Source organism: Streptomyces sp. NPDC047043, assembly GCF_040644055.1.
Lineage (GTDB): Bacteria > Actinomycetota > Actinomycetes > Streptomycetales > Streptomycetaceae > Streptomyces.
Window position 1 is genome coordinate 113,203 of sequence record NZ_JBEYVO010000005.1, and the last position, 21,424, is coordinate 134,626.

The 21,424-nt window shown below is 69.8% G+C and carries 21 protein-coding genes; 6 read left to right on the forward strand and 15 right to left on the reverse strand.

Annotated elements, in window-relative coordinates; translation table 11 throughout:
- Positions 1-4 precede the first annotated feature (4 nt).
- Positions 5-661, reverse strand: coding sequence for a vitamin K epoxide reductase family protein (locus ABZ880_RS09525; protein ID WP_361259515.1), 657 nt, complete (start codon positions 659-661; stop codon positions 5-7).
- A gap of 146 nt (positions 662-807) precedes the next feature.
- Between ABZ880_RS09525 and ABZ880_RS09530 the strand changes: the two genes are divergently transcribed.
- Genes ABZ880_RS09530 through ABZ880_RS09545 form a run of 4 tightly spaced genes read left to right on the forward strand, consistent with a single transcriptional unit; the run spans position 808 to position 4,335 of the window.
- Positions 808-1,674 (forward strand): ABC transporter ATP-binding protein, encoded by an 867-nt coding sequence (locus tag ABZ880_RS09530; RefSeq protein ID WP_361259517.1) that lies wholly within the window; start codon positions 808-810, stop codon positions 1,672-1,674.
- A complete protein-coding gene (locus tag ABZ880_RS09535) occupies positions 1,671-2,516 on the forward strand; it encodes an ABC transporter permease (protein WP_361259520.1) in 846 nt (281 codons plus the stop codon). The genes ABZ880_RS09530 and ABZ880_RS09535 overlap by 4 nt, the downstream gene beginning before the upstream one ends.
- Complete coding sequence (locus tag ABZ880_RS09540) at positions 2,513-3,712, forward strand: sensor histidine kinase (protein ID WP_361259941.1); 1,200 nt, start codon at positions 2,513-2,515, stop codon at positions 3,710-3,712. Before ABZ880_RS09535 ends, ABZ880_RS09540 begins: the two co-directional genes overlap by 4 nt.
- Positions 3,709-4,335, forward strand: coding sequence for a response regulator transcription factor (locus ABZ880_RS09545; RefSeq protein ID WP_361259523.1), 627 nt, complete (start codon positions 3,709-3,711; stop codon positions 4,333-4,335). The genes ABZ880_RS09540 and ABZ880_RS09545 overlap by 4 nt, the downstream gene beginning before the upstream one ends.
- A gap of 13 nt (positions 4,336-4,348) precedes the next feature.
- On the opposite strand, the gene ABZ880_RS09550 is transcribed toward ABZ880_RS09545, so the two are convergent.
- From ABZ880_RS09550 to ABZ880_RS09560, 3 genes are all read right to left on the reverse strand, one after another.
- Entirely contained in the window at positions 4,349-4,645 is a 297-nt protein-coding gene (locus ABZ880_RS09550) for a hypothetical protein (RefSeq protein ID WP_361259526.1), read from the reverse strand.
- 95 nt (positions 4,646-4,740) lie between these two features.
- On the reverse strand, positions 4,741-6,003 hold the full coding sequence (gene hisS / locus ABZ880_RS09555; protein ID WP_361259529.1) for a histidine--tRNA ligase: 1,263 nt from the start codon (positions 6,001-6,003) through the stop codon (positions 4,741-4,743).
- A 13-nt stretch (positions 6,004-6,016) separates the two neighbouring features.
- Positions 6,017-6,730, reverse strand: coding sequence for an MBL fold metallo-hydrolase (locus tag ABZ880_RS09560; RefSeq protein ID WP_361259532.1), 714 nt, complete (start codon positions 6,728-6,730; stop codon positions 6,017-6,019).
- A 190-nt stretch (positions 6,731-6,920) separates the two neighbouring features.
- Here ABZ880_RS09560 and ABZ880_RS09565 point away from each other — a divergent pair, with 190 nt between their 5' ends.
- Entirely contained in the window at positions 6,921-7,769 is an 849-nt protein-coding gene (locus ABZ880_RS09565) for a peptidylprolyl isomerase (protein ID WP_361259534.1), read from the forward strand.
- A 157-nt stretch (positions 7,770-7,926) separates the two neighbouring features.
- Complete coding sequence (locus ABZ880_RS09570; RefSeq protein WP_361259536.1) at positions 7,927-9,156, forward strand: DUF349 domain-containing protein; 1,230 nt, start codon at positions 7,927-7,929, stop codon at positions 9,154-9,156.
- 77 nt (positions 9,157-9,233) lie between these two features.
- On the opposite strand, the gene ABZ880_RS09575 is transcribed toward ABZ880_RS09570, so the two are convergent.
- From ABZ880_RS09575 to pdxS, 11 genes are all read right to left on the reverse strand, one after another.
- Entirely contained in the window at positions 9,234-11,807 is a 2,574-nt protein-coding gene (locus tag ABZ880_RS09575) for a RelA/SpoT family protein (protein ID WP_361259538.1), read from the reverse strand.
- A gap of 515 nt (positions 11,808-12,322) precedes the next feature.
- Positions 12,323-12,862 (reverse strand): adenine phosphoribosyltransferase, encoded by a 540-nt coding sequence (locus ABZ880_RS09580; protein ID WP_361259539.1) that lies wholly within the window; start codon positions 12,860-12,862, stop codon positions 12,323-12,325.
- Complete coding sequence (gene secF, locus ABZ880_RS09585; RefSeq protein ID WP_361259541.1) at positions 12,859-13,977, reverse strand: protein translocase subunit SecF; 1,119 nt, start codon at positions 13,975-13,977, stop codon at positions 12,859-12,861. Before secF ends, ABZ880_RS09580 begins: the two co-directional genes overlap by 4 nt.
- A 1-nt stretch (position 13,978) precedes the next feature.
- Positions 13,979-15,748 (reverse strand): protein translocase subunit SecD, encoded by a 1,770-nt coding sequence (secD, locus tag ABZ880_RS09590; RefSeq protein ID WP_361259543.1) that lies wholly within the window; start codon positions 15,746-15,748, stop codon positions 13,979-13,981.
- Positions 15,749-15,883: 135 nt separating this feature from the next.
- Positions 15,884-16,390 carry a preprotein translocase subunit YajC gene (yajC, locus tag ABZ880_RS09595; protein WP_361259943.1) on the reverse strand — a complete coding sequence of 169 codons (507 nt, stop codon included), beginning with the start codon at positions 16,388-16,390 and terminating at the stop codon, positions 15,884-15,886.
- A 191-nt stretch (positions 16,391-16,581) separates the two neighbouring features.
- Positions 16,582-17,652: a Holliday junction branch migration DNA helicase RuvB gene (ruvB, locus tag ABZ880_RS09600; RefSeq protein ID WP_361259545.1), complete on the reverse strand. Its 1,071-nt coding sequence runs from the start codon at positions 17,650-17,652 to the stop codon at positions 16,582-16,584.
- A 50-nt stretch (positions 17,653-17,702) separates the two neighbouring features.
- Positions 17,703-18,308, reverse strand: a complete 606-nt coding sequence (ruvA, locus tag ABZ880_RS09605; RefSeq protein ID WP_361259547.1) for a Holliday junction branch migration protein RuvA — start codon at positions 18,306-18,308, stop codon at positions 17,703-17,705.
- On the reverse strand, positions 18,305-18,844 hold the full coding sequence (ruvC, locus tag ABZ880_RS09610; RefSeq protein WP_361259549.1) for a crossover junction endodeoxyribonuclease RuvC: 540 nt from the start codon (positions 18,842-18,844) through the stop codon (positions 18,305-18,307). The genes ruvA and ruvC overlap by 4 nt, the downstream gene beginning before the upstream one ends.
- Positions 18,845-18,976: 132 nt before the next feature.
- Positions 18,977-19,729 carry a YebC/PmpR family DNA-binding transcriptional regulator gene (locus tag ABZ880_RS09615; protein WP_361259550.1) on the reverse strand — a complete coding sequence of 251 codons (753 nt, stop codon included), beginning with the start codon at positions 19,727-19,729 and terminating at the stop codon, positions 18,977-18,979.
- A gap of 48 nt (positions 19,730-19,777) precedes the next feature.
- Positions 19,778-20,383, reverse strand: coding sequence for a pyridoxal 5'-phosphate synthase glutaminase subunit PdxT (gene pdxT, locus ABZ880_RS09620; protein WP_361259552.1), 606 nt, complete (start codon positions 20,381-20,383; stop codon positions 19,778-19,780).
- A gap of 13 nt (positions 20,384-20,396) precedes the next feature.
- Entirely contained in the window at positions 20,397-21,308 is a 912-nt protein-coding gene (gene pdxS / locus ABZ880_RS09625; RefSeq protein WP_361259554.1) for a pyridoxal 5'-phosphate synthase lyase subunit PdxS, read from the reverse strand.
- Between the last annotated feature and the right edge of the window lie 116 nt (positions 21,309-21,424).

The window sequence follows — 21,424 nt, forward strand, 5'->3', positions numbered from 1 at the left end:
ACCGTCAGCTGGTCCAGAAGTCCCACCAGCGGGTCAGGACCAGCATGCCGATGATGCCGATGTGCAGCACGGGCACGACCCAGGTGAACTCGCCGAAGAAGCTCTTCAGCCAGCGCGGGGTCGGCAGGAAGTCGTTGCGGATGTTGAAGGACGTGACGTACCAGAACATGGTGATCGTCGCGACCCAGGCCAGGGAGCACCACAGGCACAGCGCGTTGATCCGGTACAGCGACTGGAACTGCAGCCAGGTGCAGAAGGCCACACCGAAGAGCGTGCCGAAGTTGAAGGTGAGCCAGTACCAGCGCGGGAAGCGGGCGCGGGCCAGCAGGCTCATGCCGACGCAGATGACGATGCCGTAGGCGACCAGGCCGAGCATGGGGTTGGGGAAGCCGAAGGCGGCGGCCTGCTTGGACTCCATGACGCTGCCGCAGGAGACGACCGGGTTCAGGCTGCAGCCGGGGGTGAAGGTCTTGCCCTCGACCTTGGCCTCGAGCAGCTTGAACTTGTCGATCGTGATGACCCAGGCCGCGAGCAGACCGGCGGCGCCGGTGATGATCAGCAGCAGGGCGAAGGCGCGACTGCCGCCCACCGTGCGCGGCTCCGGGGCCGCGTTGCTCGGCTCGGGCTCGGTGGAGACGTCCTTGACTGTCGTCTTGCTCATCACGCCGATTCCGTCTGCTTGAGAGTTGGACCTTCTTCGGGCACGGGCCATTGTGCCGCACCAGGGCCACTGTCCACCGTTCGGTGGACATAAGGAAGTACGCACGGTCGTCCCTGAGCGTTCGGTTCCGGACGAGGCTCGACGGCATGACAACACACGCGAACGAACTCGCGGTGGACGTACGGGGGCTGCGCAAGCAGTACGGGGACGTGACCGCGGTGGACGGCGTCGATCTGGGCATCCGGCGCGGCGAGGTGTTCGGCCTGCTCGGGCCGAACGGCGCGGGCAAGAGCACGACGGTGGAGATCCTCCAGGGCAACCGGAGCCGGGATGCGGGCGAGGTGTCCGTGCTGGGCGCGGACCCGGCGAGCGGCACGCGCGCGTGGCGGTCACGTGTCGGAATCGTCTGGCAGGACGAATCCGCGCCCGCCGAGTTGACGGTCCGCGAGACCGTACGGCACTTCGCCCGCTACTACCCGCGGCCGCGCGACCCGGAGGAGGTCATCGGCCTGGTGGGCCTGGAGGCCAAGGCGGGCAGCCGGATCAAGGCACTGTCGGGGGGCCAGCGTCGTCGGCTGGACGTTGCCCTGGGGGTGATCGGCGATCCCGAGCTGCTGCTCCTGGACGAGCCGACGACCGGTTTCGACCCGGCGGCCCGGCGGCAGTTCTGGGACCTGATCCGGCTGCTCGCCGACGAGGGCACGACGATCCTGCTCACCACGCACTACCTGGAGGAGGCGGAGGCGCTCGCCGACCGGCTCGCCGTCGTCGCGAAGGGCCGGGTCGTCGCGGAGGGCGGACCGACCGCACTGCGGGAGCGGTACGGCACCCGGGCCACGGTCGAGTGGACCGAGCCGGACGGTGTCACGCGCACCGAGCGCACGGACACCCCCACCCGGACGGTCGCCGGGCTCATGCACCGCTTCGACGGCGAGATCCCGGGCCTGAAGGTGACCCGCCCCACCCTGGAGGACGTCTACCTCCGGCTGACCGGACAGGAGGACGCGCGATGACCACGACCGCCGTAAGGACCCGGACCGAGGCGCCCGCCGAGCGGCTGCCCGGGGCGTGGGGGCTGGGGCTGCAGCGGGGTGCGCTGGAGATCAAGCAGTTCTTCCGGCAGCGCGACCAGGTGGTGTTCACCTTCGCGTTCCCGGTCGTGTTCCTCTTCCTGTTCGCGTCGATCTTCAAGGACGACGTGCAGGACGCGGGCATCACCGCCTCCCAGCTGTACGTCCCGGCGATGATGGCCGCCGGCATCATGTCGACGAGTTTCCAGTCCCTCGGCATCTCGATCGCGATCGAGCGGGACGAGAAGGTGCTGCGCCGGCTGCGCGGCACGCCGATGCCGCCGGCCGCGTACTTCCTCGGCAAGATCTGGCTGGTTCTGTTCACCGGTCTGCTGGAGACGGCGATCCTGCTGCTGGTCGGCACCACCCTGTACGACGTCGATCTGCCGTCCGACGCGACCCACTGGTTCGACTTCGTGTGGATCTTCGTGCTCGGTCTTACGGCGTGCGCGCTGCTCGGTATCTCGATCAGCTCGGTCCCGAAGTCCGGCAAGAGCGCGACCTCGGTGGTCGTACTCCCCTTCCTGATCCTGCAGTTCATCTCCGGGGTGTACATCGCGATCGACACCATCCCCGACTGGATGCTGAACATCGGGGCGCTGTTCCCGCTGAAGTGGATGTGCCAGGGGCTGCGCGGGGTGTTCCTGCCGGACTCGGCGCGGATCCTGGAGCAGACCGGCAGTTGGGAGTTCGGGAAGGTGGCGCTGGTGCTCGCGGCCTGGTGCGTCGGAGGATTGGTGCTGTGTCTGCTGACCTTCCGGTGGAAGAACCGGCGCGACGGATGAACAAGTCGGCGGGGGCGACGGGCGCCTACACCTGGGATCGCTCCTTCCGGCTGTGGGACACCTATTTCGCCCTCATCTGGCTGGCCACCCTGGCGTTCGTGCTCGGCACGGGACACCCGGGGTGGCCGGTCCGCATCACCGCGGCGGCGCTGCTGGTGCCGCTGATCCCCCTTTTCGTGTGGGTGGGCCGCCCGCTGCTGAAGGGCGATCCGCCGCCCGAGCGCCAGGCCCTCGGCTATCTCGTCGCGATGACGGCCCTGTTCCTGCCCTCGGCAATTCTCGTCGGCGAGACGCGGCTCATGACCTTCGCGCTCGTCCCCCAGTGCTTCATGACGCTGCGGATGCGGTGGGCGATCACCACAGTGGCCGTGATCAACCTGGCGCCGGTGGTGGGCTGGGCGCTGCTGTGGTGGCCGAGCGACCAGGACGTCTTCTTCAACGGGCTGTTCGCCGTGGTCACCCTCATCTTCTCGGTGGCCGTGGGCAGTTGGGTGATCCGGATCATCGAGCAGAGCCAGGAGCGTGCGGAGCTGATCGCCGAACTGGACGCCAGCCGCCACGAGATCTCGCGCCTTTCGGCCGCGCACGGCGCGGTGACCGAACGCGAACGGATGGCCCGTGAGATCCACGACACGCTCGCGCAGGGCTTCACCAGTCTGCTGATGCTGATCCAGGCGGTGGAGGCCGAGCTCGACCACGACCTCCCGCAGGCCCGCCGCCATCTCGCGCTGATGGACGAGACGGCCCGGCAGAACCTCGCCGAGGCCCGCGCCCTGGTCGCGGGCGGCGCACCCGCCGACCTCGACGGAACCTCCCTCCCGGGCGCGCTGCGCCGCCTGGCCGCCCGCCACCAGGCGATGCTCGACGTGACCGGTCCGGTGCGCCCGCTGCCCGCCGGCCCCGAGGTCGTCGCCCTGCGCTCCTGCCAGGAGGCCCTGGCCAACGCCCGTAAGCACGCGGGGAGTTCGGCCGTGGTGGGCATCGAGCTGGCGTACGCCGAGGACACGCTCACCGTCTCCGTACGGGACGACGGCTGCGGCTTCGATCCCGACGTCCCCGGCGACGGCTACGGTCTGGCGGGCCTGCGCGCGCGTGCCGTCGAGGTCGGCGGAACGGCCCGGATCAGCAGCACACCGGGCGACGGCACGACGGTGACGGTCAGTCTGCCCGTATCGCCCGTAAGGAGTTCATCGTGATCCGGATCGTCCTCGCCGACGACCATCCCGTCGTACGGGAGGGGCTGCGGGCGATGCTCAGCGCCGAGCCGGACCTCGAGGTGGTCGCCGACGCGGCGAGCGGTCCGCAGGCGGAGGCGCTGGCGGCCGAACTCCGCCCCGACATCGTGCTGATGGACCTGCGGATGCCGGGCGGCGGGGGCGTCGACTCGATCGTGCGGATGGGCGAGGCGGGGCTGCCCTGCCGGGTGATCGTCCTGACGACGTACGAAACGGACCGGGACATCCTGCGGGCGGTGGAGGCCGGCGCGGCGGGCTACCTGCTCAAGGACATGCCCCGCAGCGAACTCGCGGAATCGGTACGGGCAGCCGCCCGCGGCGAAACGGTACTCGCCCCGTCGGTCGCGGCCCGCCTGGTCGACCAACTGCGCTCCAAGCCGGAACGCCCCCGCCTGTCGGACCGGGAGACGGCGGTGCTGCGACTGGTGGCGGAGGGCTGCACGAACGCGGAGATCGGCCGACGATTGTTCATCGGGGAGTCGACGGTGAAGACCCATCTGCTGCGGGCCTTCGCCAAGTTGGGCGTGACCGACCGCACGGCTGCGGTGACGAACGCGATGCGGTACGGCCTGCTCGAGCAGTGACGCACGTGTCCTGTCACGGGGCGTCGATGCGGTTCAGGAGTGCTTGGGCCTCGGTCGTGCGGTAGTGGTCCGGGCCGAAGGCGGTCACGCAGGCCTGGTGGGCGGCCGCGGCCCGGGGGCGGGCCTCGGCCGGGCGGTTCAGGCCCAGCAGGGCGGTGGCCAGGGCCAGTTCGACGGCGCCGGCCTCCTGGCGGCGTTCGTCGTCCGGCAGGCCGCGGCTCAGCTCTTCGGCGCGCTGTGCCTCGGCGAGGGCCTCCTCGTGGCGGGCCTGGCCGTTGAGGCTGCGAGCCAGACCGAGCCGCAGGGTCACGGTGATCGCACTCCTTCGGCGAGTTGCCCGGCCAACGACAAGGGCGCCGGCAATCGCAGATCGCTGCGGTCCGGCGCCCTCGCCCAACGGCCGTGCTAGCCCAGCCTCGACTCCAGCTCCGCCACGATCTCGTTCACCCCGACCGCCGACTGCTCCCCGGAGTCCATGTCCTTGAGCTGTACGACGCCCTCGGCGAGGTCGCGTTCGCCGGCGACGATCGTGTAGCGGGCGCCGCTGCGGTTGGCGTTCTTCATGGCGCCCTTGAGCCCCTTGGCGCCGTAGGAGAAGTCGGCGGCGATACCCAGCTTGCGCAGCTCGGTGACCTTGGCGAAGAGCACCCGGCGGGCCTCCTCGCCCAGCGGCACCGCGAACACGCTGGTCGTGGAGGGGAGTTCGAGCTCGACGCCCTCCGCCTCCAGCGCCAGGACCGTGCGGTCGACGCCGAGTGCCCAGCCGACGGACGGCAGCGCGGGGCCGCCGATCATCTCCGACAGGCCGTCGTAGCGGCCGCCGCCGCCCACCGCGGACTGCGAGCCCAGACCGTCGTGGACGAACTCGAAGGTCGTACGGGTGTAGTAGTCCAGGCCACGGACCAGCTTCGGGTCGTCCTCGAAGGAGACGCCCGCCGCCGTGATCAGCTCGCGGACCTCCTCGTGGTACGCCTTGCAGGCGTCGCACAGGTAGTCGCGCAGGAGCGGGGCGTCACCGAGCTGCTTCTGGACCGACTCACGCTTGTCGTCCAGGACGCGCAGCGGGTTGATCTCGGCGCGGCGGCGCGTGTCCTCGTCGATGTCCAGCCCGCGCAGGAAGTCCTGCAGCGCGGCCCGGTAGACGGGACGGCACTCCTTGTCACCCAGGCTGTTGAGCAGGATGCGGAAGTTGCTCAGCCCCAGCGAGCGGTACGCCTGGTCGGCCAGGATGATCAGCTCGGCGTCCAGCGCCGGGTCCTCCGCGCCGATCGCCTCGGCGCCGACCTGCGAGAAGTGCCTGTAGCGGCCCTTCTGCGGGCGCTCGTAGCGGTAGTAGGAGCCGGAGTACCAGAGCTTGACCGGGAGGTTGCCCAGCTTGTGCAGGTTGGCCTCCAGCGCCGCGCGCAGCACGGACGCCGTGCCCTCGGGGCGCAGGGCCAGCTTGTCGCCGCCCTTGGTCTCGAAGGCGTACATCTCCTTGGTCACGATGTCGGTGGACTCGCCGACACCGCGCGCGAAGAGCTCGACGCTCTCGAAGCCGGGGGTCTCGATGTAGCCGTAGCCGGAGTTGCGCAGCGGGGCGGCGATCGCCTCGCGGACCGCCAGGAACTTCGCGCTGTCCGGCGGGATCAGGTCGTACGTGCCCTTGGGGGCCTTGAAGGTGCTCACGGGAAGTCTCTCGTCACATTCCTCGTCGGGGAGCGGCAGCGGGGTTCGCTCCCGGGCCGGCGGCCACCTGCCGCAGATACGGGTTGGTGGCGCGCTCCTGGCCGATGGTCGTCTGGGGGCCGTGGCCGGACAGGACCACGGTCGAGTCCTCGAGCGGCAGGCACACGCGGGCCAGCGAGTCGAGCATCTCGGCCATGTCACCGCCGGGCAGGTCGGTGCGTCCGATGGAGCCGGCGAAGAGCAGATCCCCGGAGAAGAACACCGAGGGGATCTCGGTCGTCTCGGGCATCTGGAAGGTCACCGACCCCTTGGTATGGCCGGGCGCGTGCGCGACGGAGAACTCCAGACCCGCGAGCGCCAGCTTCGCACCGTCGGTCAGCTCCTTGACGTCGTCGGGCTCCCCCACGGTCAGCTCGCCCATCAGCGGCATGCCGATGGAACGGCCGAGCGCCTTCTCCGGGTCCGCCATCATGTAGCGGTCCTCGGGGTGGATCCACGCCGGTACGTCGTGCGCGCCGCACACCGGGACGACCGAGGCCACGTGGTCGATGTGGCCATGGGTGAGGACGACGGCGACGGGCTTGAGCCGATGCTTCTTCAGCGCTTCCTCGACGCCTTGGGCGGCCTGGTGGCCGGGGTCGATGATCACGCACTCCTCACCGGCGGCGGGGGCGACGAGATAACAGTTCGTCCCCCAGGCCCCGGCGGGGAACCCGGCAATGAGCACGATCGTCCTTCGTTGTGTCGATTAGGGCGGCTGCAACAGCTGTCGACGAATGGCCGCAGCTGTCGTCAGAGCCTACCGGCGCTGCCGATTCCTCAGCGAACCCATATACGGTACGGGGCACACGCAGACGGTCGGCTCACAAGACACACGCGTACCGGTCGACGTACGAGACGCATGAGGAGAGAACCCGGTGGTCACCCAGGAACAGCGCAAGCGGCAGCTCGCCCGGGAGAAGTTCTTGCGCCAGCAGCAGCGGCGCACGGCCGCGCGGCGCAAGGCGAAGATGCGCAACTCGGTGATCGCGTCGGTGCTCGGCGTGATCCTGATCGGCAGCGTGGCGATCTACACGACCGGGGTACTCAAGGACGACGACAACAAGTCCAACGCCAGCGCGGAGACGAGCCCCAGCGCCGCCGCGACCAGCAAGGCTCCCGACCCGTGCGCGAAGCCGGCCAAGGGCTCGGTGAAGAAGCTGAGCTGGAAGAAGGAGCCGGCGATGACCATCGACAAGTCGGCGAAGTACACGATGAGCCTCGCCACGACGTGCGGTGACATAGACATCGACCTCAAGGCCGCTGCGGCGCCGCACACCGTCAACTCGTTCAACTTCCTCGTCGCCAAGGGCTACTTGGACCACACCAAGTGCCACCGACTGGTCGACCAGGGCATCTACGTGCTGCAGTGCGGCGACCCCACGGGCACCGGCACCGGCGGTCCCGGCTACACCATCCCGGACGAGAACCTCAAGGACAAGAGCCTCAAGGGGCAGGTGTACCCGGCGGGTACGGTCGCCATGGCCAACCAGTACAACTCCCAGACGAAGAAGGGCCGCAACAGCGGCGGCAGCCAGTTCTTCCTCGTCTACCAGGACAGCCCGCTGCCGGCCGACTACACCCCGTTCGGCACGATCACCAAGGACGGCATGACGGTCCTCAAGAAGATCGCCGCCGCCGGAGCCCAGGCCGCCGACCCGACGACGGGCAACACGGCGCCGAACGCGACCGTCGTGATCAACAAGGCGACCGTCACGAAGTCCTGACCGCTCCGGGGGCCTCGTCGGGACCCCGAGGTGCGAATTTCGGTCGCGCGGGATGCGGACAGGCAACCCGCCGGTCGCCTATGTTGGCCGTGACGAAACTGTGGACGATGCCCGGGGGCGCCGAAGCCCCTCGCAGGCATCATGTGGAGGAGGCGCTGTGAGCAGCGACCCGTGGGGACGCGTCGACGAGACGGGGACCGTGTACGTGCGTACGGCCGACGGCGAGCAGGTCGTCGGATCCTGGCAGGCCGGCTCCCCCGAGGAGGCGCTGGCCTACTTCGAGCGCAAGTACGAGGGCCTGGTTGTCGAGATCGGCCTCCTCGAGAAGCGAGTGAAGACCACCGACCTGTCCGCGAAGGACGCCCAGACCGCCATCGACCACATCCGCGAGCAGGTCGACGCGCACCACGTGGTCGGTGACCTGGACGCCCTGCGCACCCGCCTCGACAAGCTGGTCGAGACGGTCGAGAAGCGGCGCGAGGAGCGCAAGCAGCAGCGGGCGAAGCAGTCGGACGAGGCGCGGCACGCCAAGGAGGACCTGGTCACCGAGGCGGAGCAGCTGGCGCAGTCCGACCAGTGGCGGGCGGCCGGTGAGCGGCTGCGTGCGCTGGTGGACACCTGGAAGGGTCTGCCGCGCCTGGACCGCAAGTCGGACGACGAACTGTGGCACCGCTTCTCGCACGCCCGCTCGGCGTTCTCCAAGCGCCGCAAGGCGCACTTCGCGTCGCTGGACGCGCAGCGCGAGGAGGCCCGCAAGACCAAGGAACGGCTGGTCGGCGAGGCCGAGGCGCTGTCCGGTTCGACGGACTGGGGTCCCACGGCCGCGCGCTACCGCGAGCTGATGACCGAGTGGAAGGCCGCCGGGCGCGCCCAGCGCGAGCACGAGGACGACCTGTGGAACCGCTTCCGCGGCGCCCAGGACATCTTCTTCGCCGCCCGCAGTTCGGTCTTCGCCGAGCGGGACGCCGAGCAGGCCGAGAACCTCAAGCTCAAGGAGGAGCTGGCCGAGGAGGCCGAGAAGATCCTCCCGGTGACCGACCTGAAGGCGGCGCGCGCCGCGTTCCGCTCGGTCAACGAGCGCTGGGAGGCCATCGGCCATGTGCCGCGCGACGCCCGGCCCAAGGTCGAGGGCCGGATGCACGCGGTGGAGCGGGCCATTCAGGAGGCCGAGGAGGCCGAGTGGCGCCGGACGAACCCGGAGGCACGCGCGCGTGCCGCGGGTCTGACCGGCCAGCTCCAGGCCGCCGTGGACAAGCTGAGGGGCCAGATCGACCAGGCGCGCGCCCAGGGCAACAACGCCAAGGCCGACAAGCTCGAGCGGGAGCTGGAGGGCCGCCAGGCACTGCTGGACCAGGCGCTGAAGGGTCTGCAGGAGTTCGGCGGCTGACCGACGCAAACGCAACGAAGAGGGCCCCGCACTACCCGTGCGGGGCCCTCTTCGTCGTATGTGCTACGACGTATGCGCTACGTCCTGTTGCGCGCCGACGTCACGCGGTACACGTCGTAGACGCCCTCGACACCCCGGACGGCCTTCAGGACGTGGCCGAGATGCTTCGGGTCGCCCATCTCGAAGGTGAACCGTGACGTGGCGACCCGGTCGCGGGACGTCTGCACGGCCGCCGAGAGGATGTTGACGTGCTGGTCGGACAGGACGCGGGTGACGTCCGAGAGGAGCCGGGAGCGGTCCAGGGCCTCGACCTGGATGGCGACCAGGAAGACCGAGGACTGGGTGGGCGCCCACTCGACCTCGAGGATGCGCTCGGGCTCGCGGGACAGTGACTCCACGTTGACGCAGTCGCTGCGGTGAACCGATACGCCGCTACCGCGCGTGACGAAACCGATGATGGGGTCGCCGGGGACCGGGGTGCAGCAGCGGGCCAGCTTGACCCACACGTCCTCGACGCCCTTGACGATGACGCCCGGGTCGGCGCTGGAGCGGCGCTTGCGGCTGCGGCTGCGGGTCGGCGGGACCGACTCGTCGATCTCCTCGGTGGCCGCCTCCTCGCCGCCGAGCGCCGAGACGAGCTTCTGCACGACGTTCTGTGCGGAGACGTGGCCTTCGCCGATCGCCGCGTACAGCGCGGAGATGTCCGGGTAGCGCATCTCGTGCGCGAGCGTGACCAGGGAGTCGCCGGTGAGGATGCGCTGGATCGGCAGGTTCTGCTTGCGCATCGCGCGGACGATGGCGTCCTTGCCCTGCTCGATGGCCTCGTCGCGGCGCTCCTTGGAGAACCAGGCCCGGATCTTGTTGCGGGCGCGCGGCGACTTCACGAAGCCCAGCCAGTCGCGGGAGGGGCCCGCTCCGGCCGCCTTGGAGGTGAAGACCTCCACCAAGTCGCCGTTGTCCAGGGTGGATTCGAGCGGTACGAGGCGGCCGTTGACCCGTGCTCCTATGGTCCGGTGGCCGACCTCGGTGTGGACCGCGTACGCGAAGTCCACCGGGGTGGCCCCGGCCGGGAGCGCTATGACGTCGCCCTTCGGAGTGAAGACGAAGACCTCGTTGCGCGACAGGTCGAAGCGCAGGGACTCCAGGAACTCGCCCGGGTCCTCGGTCTCCTTCTGCCAGTCCAGGAGCTGGCGCAGCCACGCCATGTCGTTGAGGTGGTCGTCCTTGCCGCCGCCCTTCGGCGCGTCCGAGCGCACCTTGGAGGCGCCGGCCACGGCCTCCTGCTTGTACTTCCAGTGCGCGGCGATGCCGTACTCGGCGCGGCGGTGCATGTCGAAGGTGCGGATCTGCAGCTCGACGGGCTTGCCGTTGGGGCCGATGACCGTCGTGTGCAGCGACTGGTACATGTTGAACTTGGGCATCGCGATGTAGTCCTTGAACCGGCCGGGGACCGGGTTCCATCGCGCGTGCACGGTGCCGAGGGCGGCGTAACAGTCGCGGACCGTGTCGACCAGTACGCGAATACCCACCAGGTCGTAGATCTCCGCGAAGTCACGGCCGCGGACGATCATCTTCTGGTAGACGCTGTAGTAGTGCTTCGGACGGCCGGTGACGGTCGCCTTGATGCGAGCCGCGCGCAGGTCCTGCTGCACCTCGTCGGTCACTATGGCCAGGTACTCGTCACGCTTCGGTGCCCGCTCGGCCACCAGCCGTACGATCTCGTCGTACATCTTGGGGTAGAGGATCGCGAAGGCGAGGTCCTCCAGCTCCCACTTGATGGTGTTCATGCCCAGCCGGTGGGCGAGCGGCGCGTAGATCTCGAGGGTCTCGCGCGCCTTCTTCTCCTGCTTCTCGCGCTTGAGGTAGCGCATGGTGCGCATGTTGTGCAGGCGGTCGGCGAGCTTGATGACCAGAACGCGCGGGTCCTTGGCCATCGCCACGACCATCTTGCGTACGGTCTCCGCCTGCGCGGCCTCGCCGAACTTGACCTTGTCCAGCTTGGTGACGCCGTCGACGAGCAGGGCGACCGAGTCGCCGAAGTCGCGGCGCAACTGGTCCAGGCCGTACTCGGTGTCCTCGACGGTGTCGTGGAGCAGCCCGGCCATGAGGGTGGCCGGATCCATGCCCAGCTCGGCCAGGATCGTGGTCACGGCGAGCGGGTGCGTGATGTACGGGTCGCCGCTCTTGCGCTTCTGGCCGCGGTGCCAGCGCTCGGCGACCTGGTAGGCCTTCTCTATCTGGCGCAGCGTCGCCGTCTCGATCTTCGGGTCGTTGCTGCGCACTATCCGCAGCAGGGGCTCCAGGACCGGGTTGTACGGGTTGGAGCGCTGGACGCCGAGGCGGGCGAGGCGGGCGCGGACGCGGTTGGAGGAGCCGGAGCGGGCGGGCTGGCCGGTGTTCGGACGGACCGCGGGGGACGGGGATCCCCCCGCTCGAGCGGAGTCGGGAGCGGGGGACGACATGGGCCGCTCGGGTGGCGCGGGCTTGGGGCGCGACTGCTCGGCCGACTTGTCGACGGGCGCGGACTGGGCGTGCTCGACCGGCCCACGGGCGTCGTTCTTCGCGTGCGGCGTGGTCGGCGCGGGCTTGGCCGCTGCTGCCGAGGCGGACTCGGGCTTGGCGGCGGTCAGGTGCTGGGCCTCGTCTGGCAAGAGGACTCCTCGTGCGCGATCCGGGTCCCCCGGTCAGGCTCCGGAGACCCCATGGTAGCGATCCTGGGCCGCAGGATCGCCTTCAGGCCAATGTGAGGGCCGTCTACCGAAGAAACACGAGGGGCTGCCGCCGGATTCCTTGGGGGTGGCTCGGGGGTGATCCGGGGGTGGCTTTGGGGTGGCTGGGGGTTTGCGTGGGGGGCGGGGCGGGGGTGCGACGGCGGCCTCCGGCTCGGGTGCGAGCGTGCTCCGGCAAGGCAGCCTCGGGCGGGGAGCGCGCCGGGTGCATGCGTGGGGCGCGGGACGGAAGCTCGCGCGAGGCGCCGGTGTCCGAGTGCCACGGCCGGCGGAAGGTGCCGCTCCGCAGGGCCGGTGATGCGAGAACGGGTGCCGGGCGTCGGGCGTCGCGCGTCCCAAGAAGCCGAGGCGGCCCCAAGAAAACCGGCCCGGAATGCCGAGAACGGCCGTCCCGGGAAGTCGGGAACAGCCGTTCGTCGTGGCTGGGGCGCTCGTCGTCAGACGATGAGCAGGGCCTCCAGTGGAGCTCCCGCGAGTGCCGGTTCCAGGCGGGCTCGGCCGCCGAGGAAGCCGAGTTCCATCAGGACGGCGAGGCCCGCGACCTCGGCTCCGGCCCGGCGGATCAGCTGGATCGAAGCCTCGGCGGTACCGCCGGTGGCGAGGACGTCGTCGACGATCAGGATGCGGTCGTCGGCGGTCAGGTCCTCGGCGTGCACCTCGATCTCCGCGGAGCCGTACTCCAGGTCGTACACCTGGCCCAGGGTCGCTCCGGGGAGCTTGCCCGCCTTGCGCACGGGGATGAAGCCGAGGCCGGCGCGGACGGCGACCGGGGCGCCGAGGATGAAGCCCCGGGCCTCCAGGCCGACGACCTTGGTGGCACCGGTGCTCGCGGCGATCTCGGACAGCGCGTCCGTGAGCGCCGTGAACGCCGCCGGGTCCGCCAGGAGCGGGGTGATGTCCTTGAACATCACGCCCGGCTCCGGGTAGTCCGCCACGTCACGGATGCGGCTGAGCAGCAGCTCCTCGATGCCGGTCATCGGCGCTTCCCGGACGGACGGCCACGGCCCCGGTTGCGGGACGCGGGCTGGTTGCGCGGGCCGACGACCGCGGCCGCCGCGTCCTCGGGCTCGTCGGCGTACTGCTCGTCCGCGGGCTCCGGCTCGGGCGTCTCGCCCTGCGCGGCGGCCTGGGCGCGCTTGGCGAGCACGCGCTTCCTGAGGGCCTTCATCTGCGGCTCGCGCTCCTTGAGGTCGGCGACGAGCGGCGTGGCGATGAAGATCGAGGAGTACGCACCGGCCGCCAGGCCGACGAACAGCGACAGCGAGATGTCGTTGAGCATGCCGGCGCCGAGGATGCCGCCACCGATGAACAGCAGGCCGCCGACCGGCAGCAGCGCCACCACGGTCGTGTTGATGGACCGCATCAGCGTGCTGTTGATCGAGCGGTTGGCGACGTCGCTGTACGTCCAGCGGGTCTGCTTGGTGATGTCCTTCGTCTGCTCCTTGAGGCTGTCGAAGACGACGACCGTGTCGTAGAGCGAGTAACCGAGGATCGTGAGCAGACCGATCACCGTGCCCGGCGTGACCTCGAAGCCGACGAGGGCGTAGATGCCGGTCGTGATGGTGATGTCGTGGATCAGCGCGACGAGGGCCGCGACCGCCATGCGCCACTCGAAGGCGATCGCCAGGTAGATCACGACCAGGACCATGAAGATCGCCAGGCCCTGCCAGGCCTTGCTGGCGATCTGCTCACCCCAGCTGGGGCCGACCAGGTCGGCGTTGATGTTCTCGGTGTTGACCTTCAGGTCGCCGGCGAGCTTGTCCTTGATCGTGTCGGACTTGTCGGTGTCGATGCCCGCGATCTGGATGCGCAGGCTGCCGTCGCCGAGCTTCTGGACGATCGCGTCGTGACCGGACGCGTCCTCCGCGTACCCCTCGGCCGCGGCGACCGAGGTGGTCATGTGCTTCGGGGTGGTGAAGACGGCGCCGCCCTGGAACTCGATGCCCATGTTCAGGCCACGCACCGCCAGGCCGACGATGGCCGTGATGGTGATCAGGATCGAGATGCCGTACCAGATCTTGCGGTTGCCGACGAAGTCGTAGCCGACCTCGCCGCGGTGCAGTCGGGCGCCGAGGCTGCCGAGTTTCGACATCTCACGCCTCCTTCGGGTCGACGGGGGCGGGACGGCGGGTGCGGCGCAGCGGTGGCTTGGCGCCGAGGGCCTTCGGGTCGAGGCCGGACCACTTGTGGCCCTGCGCGAAGAACTTCCGGCGGGCGAGGATCGTCATCAGCGGCTTGGTGAACAGGAAGACCACGACCACGTCGAGCACGGTGGTCAGACCGAGCGTGAACGCGAAGCCCTGGACCTTGCCGACGGTGACGATGAACAGCACCGCCGCGGCGAGGAACGACACGAAGTCGGAGACCAGGATGGTGCGCCGGGCGCGCGGCCAGGCCCGCTCGACGGCGGGGCGCAGCGAGCGGCCCTCACGGATCTCGTCCCGGATGCGTTCGAAGAACACGATGAACGAGTCCGCGGTGATACCGATGGCGACGATCGCACCGCAGACGGCCGGCAGGTTCAGCGCGAAGCCGATGGCCGGGCCGAGCAGTGCCATGATCACGTACGTGAGGATCGCGGAGACGATCAGCGAGGGGATCGCGATGACCGACAGGCCCCGGTAGAAGAGCAGCAGGTAGATCACGACAAGACCGAGGCCGATCGCGCCCGCGATCAGACCGGCGTGCAGCTGCTCGCCGCCGAGTGCGGCGGTCACCGTGGTGACGCTGTCCTCCTTGAAGGTCAGCGGCAGGGCGCCGTACGACAGCATGTTGGCGAGGCTCTGCGCCTCCTCCTGCGTGAAGCTGCCGGAGATCTCCGCGCTGCCGCCGGTCAGCGCCTGGCTGACGGACGGGTCGGAGACCACGTCGCCGTCGAGGACGATGGCGAACTGGTTCTGCGGCTGCGTCTTCTGCGCCAGCTGGCCGGTGATGTCGCCGAACTTCTTGGTGCCCTTGCCGGTGAAGTCCATGGTGACGGTCCAGCCGGCGGCGGTCTGCGTGTTGAAGACGGCCTGGGCCTTCTTCACGTCCGTGCCGTCGACCGCGGCGGGGCCGAGGATGTACTTCTGCCACTGGCCCGAGGAGTTGCCGCAGGCGATGGTGGCGTCCGTGGGCTTGTAACCCTTGCCGGCCTTGGCGCGCTGCGCCTTGCTGGTGCAGTCGAGGGCGGCGTACTGCGCCTCGAGCTTGCTGGCGGCGGCGCTCGCGGAGCTGCTCGCGGACGGGGAGGCGCTCGAGGAGGCCTTCGCGCTGGAGGAGGCGGTGGCGCTCGGCGACGAGTCGGCCTTCAGGGCGTCCGTGACGGCGCGGCCCTGCGAGGTGGCGGTGGCCGAGGGCGTCGCGGAGGAGGACGCGGTCGACTTGTCGGTGGCCTTCTCCGTCGCCTTGCCGGTGGCCTTGCCCGAGGCGCTGCTGGAGGCGCTCGGCGACGGGCTCGCCGTCGCGGCGCCGCCGGAGACCTCGGTGGCGAGCACCGGGCGGAAGTACAGCTTGGCGGTGGTGCCTACCTGCTGCCGCGCCTCCTTGGAGTTCGTGCCCTTGGGGATGTTGACGATGATGTTCTTGTTGCCCTGGGTCTGAACCTCGGCCTCCGAGACACCAAGACCATTGACACGGCGGTTCATGATGTCGACCGCGGTGTCCATGTTGGTCTTGTTGATCGCGGACTCCTGGCCCGGCTCTGCGACCGCCCGGAGCGTGATGCTCGTACCACCGGCCAGGTCGATGCCGAGACGCGGAGTGGTGTGCCCCGAGGCGAACATTCCTCCGGTGAGCGCCACGATGGCGATCAGGATGAGGGCCAGCGAGCGTCCTGGCTTGCTCTGGGCACTCGCGCTCCGGCCCCTCTTAGGTGCTGCCACCTTCTCGTACTCCCTCTCGGGCCGCTCCGCGCCGGGTTCAGCGCGGTGTCGGCCATGACATGGTGTCGGGATCCCCGTGTGCGAGACGCCAGCGTCCCGGGGTGCGCGAGGTCGGCCGCGCTCCCCGGGACGTGACTACTTCGCCTCGGAGTCGCCGTCGGTCTTCTTCGGCTCTTCGTCCGACTTCGCCTCGGCGGCCACGGTGTCGGCGGCCGCGATGTCGTCGACCGGCTCCTCGGGCGCGTCCTTCTTGCCGAGGTCGACGGACTTGTCGTCGGAGGCGGCGGCAGCTTCGTCGGCGGAGTCGTCGGTCTCGGTGAGGGAGGAGGCGTCGTCCGGGACCACGTCGGTGTCGGACTTCAGGTCGTGCTCGATGCCGTGGACGATGCGGTTGTACTCGTCGTCGGTGAGGACGGCACCGATGGCGTTCTTCGCGAAGAGGAGCTCGACGCCCGGACCGGCGTCGAGGAGGACCGTGTCCTCGTTGACCTCCTTGACCGTCGCGTACATGCCCCCGATCGTGCGGACGCCGCTGCCGGGCTGCATCTCGTTGCGCATCGTCGCGGCCTGCTGCTGCTTGCGCTTGGCCGAGCGGGTCATGAGGAACATGGCCCCGATGAGCACGATGAACGGGAGGAGCATGCCGATGTTATTCACGGGACGGAATTTCCTTCGCACGACCGCGATGGAGAGCGGCCTCATGGATTGGGGGTATGTATACCGCCGACAAAGGCGGCATCGGCGGAGTCTAAGCGAGTCCGCGCGCATGGAACAACGCTCAGCATGGCACCTGGGTTCCTGACCCGGCCAATGCCCGCGCCGTCACAAAGGCATCACGTCCCGAACAGGTCCTGTTGTCCGTTTCCCGCAGTGGCCGAGCGGGGCGGGGTGAGGCCGAGGTGCGCCCAAGCGGCAGGCGTGGCGACCCGGCCGCGCGGAGTCCGGGCCAGCAGCCCCTCCCGTACGAGGAAGGGCTCGGCCACCTCTTCGACGGTCTCGCGCTCCTCCCCCACCGCGACGGCGAGAGTGGACAGGCCGACGGGACCGCCACCGAAAAGCTTGAGCAAAGCCTCCAGGACACCGCGGTCGAGGCGGTCGAGGCCGCGGGCGTCGACTTCGTAGACCTTCAGTGCGGCAGCCGCGATCTCGCGCGTGATCAGCCCGTCGGCCTTGACCTGCGCGTAGTCGCGGACCCGGCGCAGCAGACGGTTGGCGATACGGGGCGTGCCGCGGGAGCGGCCGGCGATCTCGGCGGCGCCGTCGGCCTCGATCTCGACGTCGAGCAAGTTCGCAGAGCGGTGGATGACGCGCTCCAGTTCGGCGGGCTCGTAGAACTCCATGTGCGCGGTGAAGCCGAAGCGGTCGCGCAGCGGGGGCGGCAGCAGGCCCGCGCGCGTGGTGGCGCCGACCAGGGTGAACGGGGGCAGTTCGAGCGGGATGGCGGTGGCGCCGGGGCCCTTGCCGACGATGACGTCGACGCGGAAGTCCTCCATCGCCATGTACAGCATCTCCTCGGCGGGCCGAGACATGCGGTGGATCTCGTCGAGGAAGAGGACCTCGCCCTCCTGGAGGGAGGAGAGGATCGCCGCGAGGTCGCCGGCGTGCTGGATGGCGGGGCCGGAGGTGATGCGGATCGGGGCGCCCATCTCGGCCGCGATGATCATCGAGAGGGTGGTCTTGCCGAGGCCGGGGGCGCCGGAGAGCAGCACGTGGTCGGCGGTGGCGCCACGCGCGCGTGCGGCGCGCAGCACCAGGTCGAGCTGCTCGCGGACCTTCTCCTGGCCGATGAACTCGTCCAGGTCCTTGGGGCGCAGGGCGGCCTCGACGGCCTGGTCCTCACGGTCGGCGACAGGGCCCACCAGCCGCTCGGGGGCGGGGGTGTCGGTCGTGTCGTCCCAGTTCATTGAGTGTGCCTCGGGTCTCGTGGGGGCGCGGGTGGTTCGGCGGGCCGTGGTCAGCGGGCTCTGTTCAGAGTCTGCAGGGCCGCCTTCAGCAACTGGCCGACCTGCGGCGTGCCTTGGGCCGCCTCCGCCTGCGGTGCCACGGCGGACACCGCCTCGTCGGCCTCCCGGGTGGCGTACCCGAGGCCGATCAGGGCGGCGTGCAGCTGGTCGCGCCAGCCCTGGGTGATCGGTGCGCCCACCACGGGTGCGCCGATGGGCTCGCCGAGGCGGTCCCTCAGCTCCAGGAGCAGCTTCTGGGCGCCCTTCTTGCCGATGCCGGGGACGGCGATCAGCGCCTTCTCGTCGCTGGTGGCCACCGCCCTGCGCAGGGCGTCCGGGGTGTGCACGGCCAGCATCGCCTGCGCCAGCCGCGGGCCGACTCCGCTGGCGGTCTGCAGCAGTTCGAAGACCTGACGCTCGTCGTCGTCCACGAAGCCGTACAGGGTCAGCGAATCCTCCCGTACGACAAGGGAGGTGGCGAGCTTGGCCGACTGGCCCAGGCGGAGCGTGGACAGCGTGTTCGGCGTGCACTGCACGGCCATGCCGACACCGCCGACCTCGACGACGGCGGCGTCGGGGGCGAGTGCGGCGATCGTGCCGCTCACGAAGGCGATCATGCCGTACGGCCTTTCGTTGCTTTGGCGGTGTGCAGGGCGACCGCCTGCTGGAGTCGGTTCTGCGCGGGGGCGCGCCAGATGTGGCAGATGGCGAGCGCGAGGGCGTCGGCGGCGTCGGCCGGTTTCGGGGGTGCGTCGAGCCGGAGCAGGCGGGTGACCATGGCGCCGACCTGGGCCTTGTCGGCGCGGCCGCTGCCGGTGACGGCGGCCTTGACCTCGCTGGGGGTGTGCAGGGCGACGGGGATGCCGCGGCGGGCGGCACAGAGCATGGCGACCGCGCTGGCCTGGGCGGTGCCCATCACCGTACGGACGTTGTGCTGGCTGAACACCCGCTCCACGGCGACGAATTCGGGCCGGTGCTCGTCCAGCCATGCCTCGATGCCCTGCTCGATGGCCACGAGGCGCTGCCCCAAGTCGGCGTCCACGGGCGTGCGTACGACGCCGACGCCGCGCATCGTCAGCGGCCGGCCCGCGACTCCCTCGACGACACCGACACCGCATCGGGTCAGCCCGGGGTCCACCCCGAGTACGCGCACCGCGCCCCCTCCTTCGATCGCCTGTTTGTGCAGGCTATCCGGTGCCACCGACAACGGCCGACATGGCGACGGGCCGACGGGTGTGTCCCGTCGGCCCGTTGAGCCGCTGTGTCCGCTCAGCTCGCGGCAGCGTTACGCGTCGACCTTCTCCATGATCTCGTCGCTGACGTCGAAGTTGGCGAAGACGTTCTGCACGTCGTCGCTGTCCTCGAGGGCGTCGATCAGCTTGAAGATCTTCTTGGCGCCCTCCTCGTCCAGCTCGACCTGGACGGACGGCACGAAGCTGGACTCGGCGGAGTCGTAGTCGATGCCGGCCTCCTGGAGCGCGGTGCGCACCGCGACCAGGTCGGTGGCCTCGCTGATGACCTCGAAGGTCTCGCCGAGGTCGTTGACCTCCTCGGCGCCCGCGTCCAGGACGGCATCAAGGACGTCGTCCTCGTTCAGCTCGCCCTTGGGGACGATGACGACGCCCTTGCGGCTGAACATGTACGAAACGGAGCCCGGGTCGGCCATGTTGCCGCCGTTGCGGGTCATGGCGACGCGGACGTCGGAGGCGGCGCGGTTGCGGTTGTCGGTGAGGCACTCGATGAGCACCGCGACGCCGTTCGGGCCGTAGCCCTCGTACATGATCGTCTCGTAGTCCGCGCCACCGGCCTCGAGACCGCCACCGCGCTTGATCGCGGAATCGATGTTCTTGTTCGGCACCGACTGCTTCTTGGCCTTCTGCACGGCGTCGTACAGCGTCGGATTGCCTTCGAGGTCGACGCCGCCCATGCGCGCAGCGACCTCGATGTTCTTGATCAGCTTCGCGAAGAGCTTGCCGCGCTTGGCGTCGATCACGGCCTTCTTGTGCTTCGTCGTGGCCCATTTAGAGTGGCCGGACATCTGCCTGTCTCCTTCGCGTAACCCATCTATGAACGAACGCCAGAGATCCTACAAGGACTCCGCTGCCCGGTTCGCGCGCACCATGTCGACGAACAGGGAGTGCACGCGGTGGTCGCCGGTCAGTTCCGGGTGGAACGACGTGGCGAGCGCGTAGCCCTGGCGGACCGCGACGATGTGGCCGTCGTGCTCGGCGAGCACCTCGGCCTCGGCGCCCACGGACTCGACCCAGGGGGCGCGGATGAACACGCCCTCTACAGGATCGCCCGCGATTCCCCTGACGTCGACCGTCGCTTCGAAGGACTCGTTCTGACGCCCGAAGGCGTTGCGGCGCACGATCATGTCGATGCCGCCGATGGTCTCCTGGCCCGAGCGCGGGTCGAGGATCTTGTCGGCGAGCATGATCATGCCGGCGCAGGTGCCGTAGACGGGCATGCCGTCCCGCACGCGCGCGCGTAGCGGTTCCATCACGCCGAACAGGACGGCCAGCTTGGAGATGGTGGTGGACTCGCCGCCGGGGATGACGAGGCCGTCCACCTCGGCGAGTTCCTCGGGGCGCCTGACCGGCCTGGCCACGGCGTCGGCCGCGGCCAGGGCGACGAGGTGCTCCCGTACGTCGCCCTGGAGGGCCAGGACGCCTATGACAGGGGCGTTCATGTGATCCGGTGCCTTACCAGCCGCGGTTGGCGTAGCGCTCGGTCTCGGGGAGGGTGTCGCAGTTGATGCCGACCATGGCCTCGCCGAGGTTGCGGGACGCGTCCGCGATGATCTTGGGGTCGTCGTAGAAGGTGGTCGCCTTCACGATGGCGGCGGCGCGCTTGGCCGGGTCGCCGGACTTGAAGATGCCGGAGCCGACGAAGACGCCCTCGGCGCCGAGCTGGCGCATCAGCGCGGCGTCGGCCGGGGTGGCGACACCACCGGCGGAGAAGAGCACGACCGGGAGCTTGCCGAGCTCGGCGACCTCGCGGACCAGCTCGTACGGGGCGCGCAGCTCCTTGGCGGCGGCGTACAGCTCGTTGTTGTCGTAGCCGCGCAGGCGGGCGATCTCGTTCTTGATCTGGCGCAGGTGGCGGACGGCCTCGACGACGTTGCCGGTGCCGGCCTCGCCCTTGGAGCGGATCATCGCCGCGCCCTCGGCGATACGGCGCAGGGCCTCACCGAGGTTGGTGGCGCCGCAGACGAAGGGGGTCGTGAAGGCCCACTTGTCGGAGTGGTTGACCTCGTCGGCCGGGGTGAGGACCTCGGACTCGTCGATGTAGTCGACGCCGAGGGACTGCAGGACCTGGGCCTCGACGAAGTGGCCGATGCGGGACTTGGCCATCACCGGGATCGAGACGGCCTCGATGATGCCCTCGATCATGTCCGGGTCGGACATCCGGGCCACGCCGCCGTCCTTGCGGATGTCGGCGGGGACCCGCTCCAGGGCCATGACGGCGACGGCGCCCGCGTCCTCGGCGATCTTCGCCTGCTCCGGCGTGACGACGTCCATGATCACGCCACCCTTGAGCTGCTCGGCCATGCCGCGCTTCACGCGCGCGGTGCCGGTCTCGGGGGCCTGGTTTTCGGAGAGCGTGCTGGACACGGGTTGACCTCACTCGGTGAAAGAGGGTTTCTGCAGTCACCGAGGAAACGGGAGTGGGCCAGTCCACTGCAAGGGCCAATGCCAAGCCGGTGGATCCTTTTGCGGACCACGGCGGG

What these genes read in the sequence shown, in the direction of transcription:
- ABZ880_RS09525 (WP_361259515.1), bottom strand. Translation starts at nt 661, where the DNA reads ATGAGCAAGACGACAGTCAAGGACGTCTCCACCGAGCCCGAGCCGAGC.
- ABZ880_RS09530 (WP_361259517.1), top strand. Translation starts at nt 808, where the DNA reads ATGACAACACACGCGAACGAACTCGCGGTGGACGTACGGGGGCTGCGC.
- ABZ880_RS09535 (WP_361259520.1), top strand. Translation starts at nt 1,671, where the DNA reads ATGACCACGACCGCCGTAAGGACCCGGACCGAGGCGCCCGCCGAGCGG.
- ABZ880_RS09540 (WP_361259941.1), top strand. Translation starts at nt 2,513, where the DNA reads ATGAACAAGTCGGCGGGGGCGACGGGCGCCTACACCTGGGATCGCTCC.
- ABZ880_RS09580 (WP_361259539.1), bottom strand. Translation starts at nt 12,862, where the DNA reads ATGACCGGCATCGAGGAGCTGCTGCTCAGCCGCATCCGTGACGTGGCG.
- secF (WP_361259541.1), bottom strand. Translation starts at nt 13,977, where the DNA reads ATGTCGAAACTCGGCAGCCTCGGCGCCCGACTGCACCGCGGCGAGGTC.
- yajC (WP_361259943.1), bottom strand. Translation starts at nt 16,390, where the DNA reads ATGCTCCTCCCGTTCATCGTGCTCATCGGGGCCATGTTCCTCATGACC.
- ruvB (WP_361259545.1), bottom strand. Translation starts at nt 17,652, where the DNA reads ATGAACTGGGACGACACGACCGACACCCCCGCCCCCGAGCGGCTGGTG.
- ruvA (WP_361259547.1), bottom strand. Translation starts at nt 18,308, where the DNA reads ATGATCGCCTTCGTGAGCGGCACGATCGCCGCACTCGCCCCCGACGCC.
- ABZ880_RS09615 (WP_361259550.1), bottom strand. Translation starts at nt 19,729, where the DNA reads ATGTCCGGCCACTCTAAATGGGCCACGACGAAGCACAAGAAGGCCGTG.
- pdxT (WP_361259552.1), bottom strand. Translation starts at nt 20,383, where the DNA reads ATGAACGCCCCTGTCATAGGCGTCCTGGCCCTCCAGGGCGACGTACGG.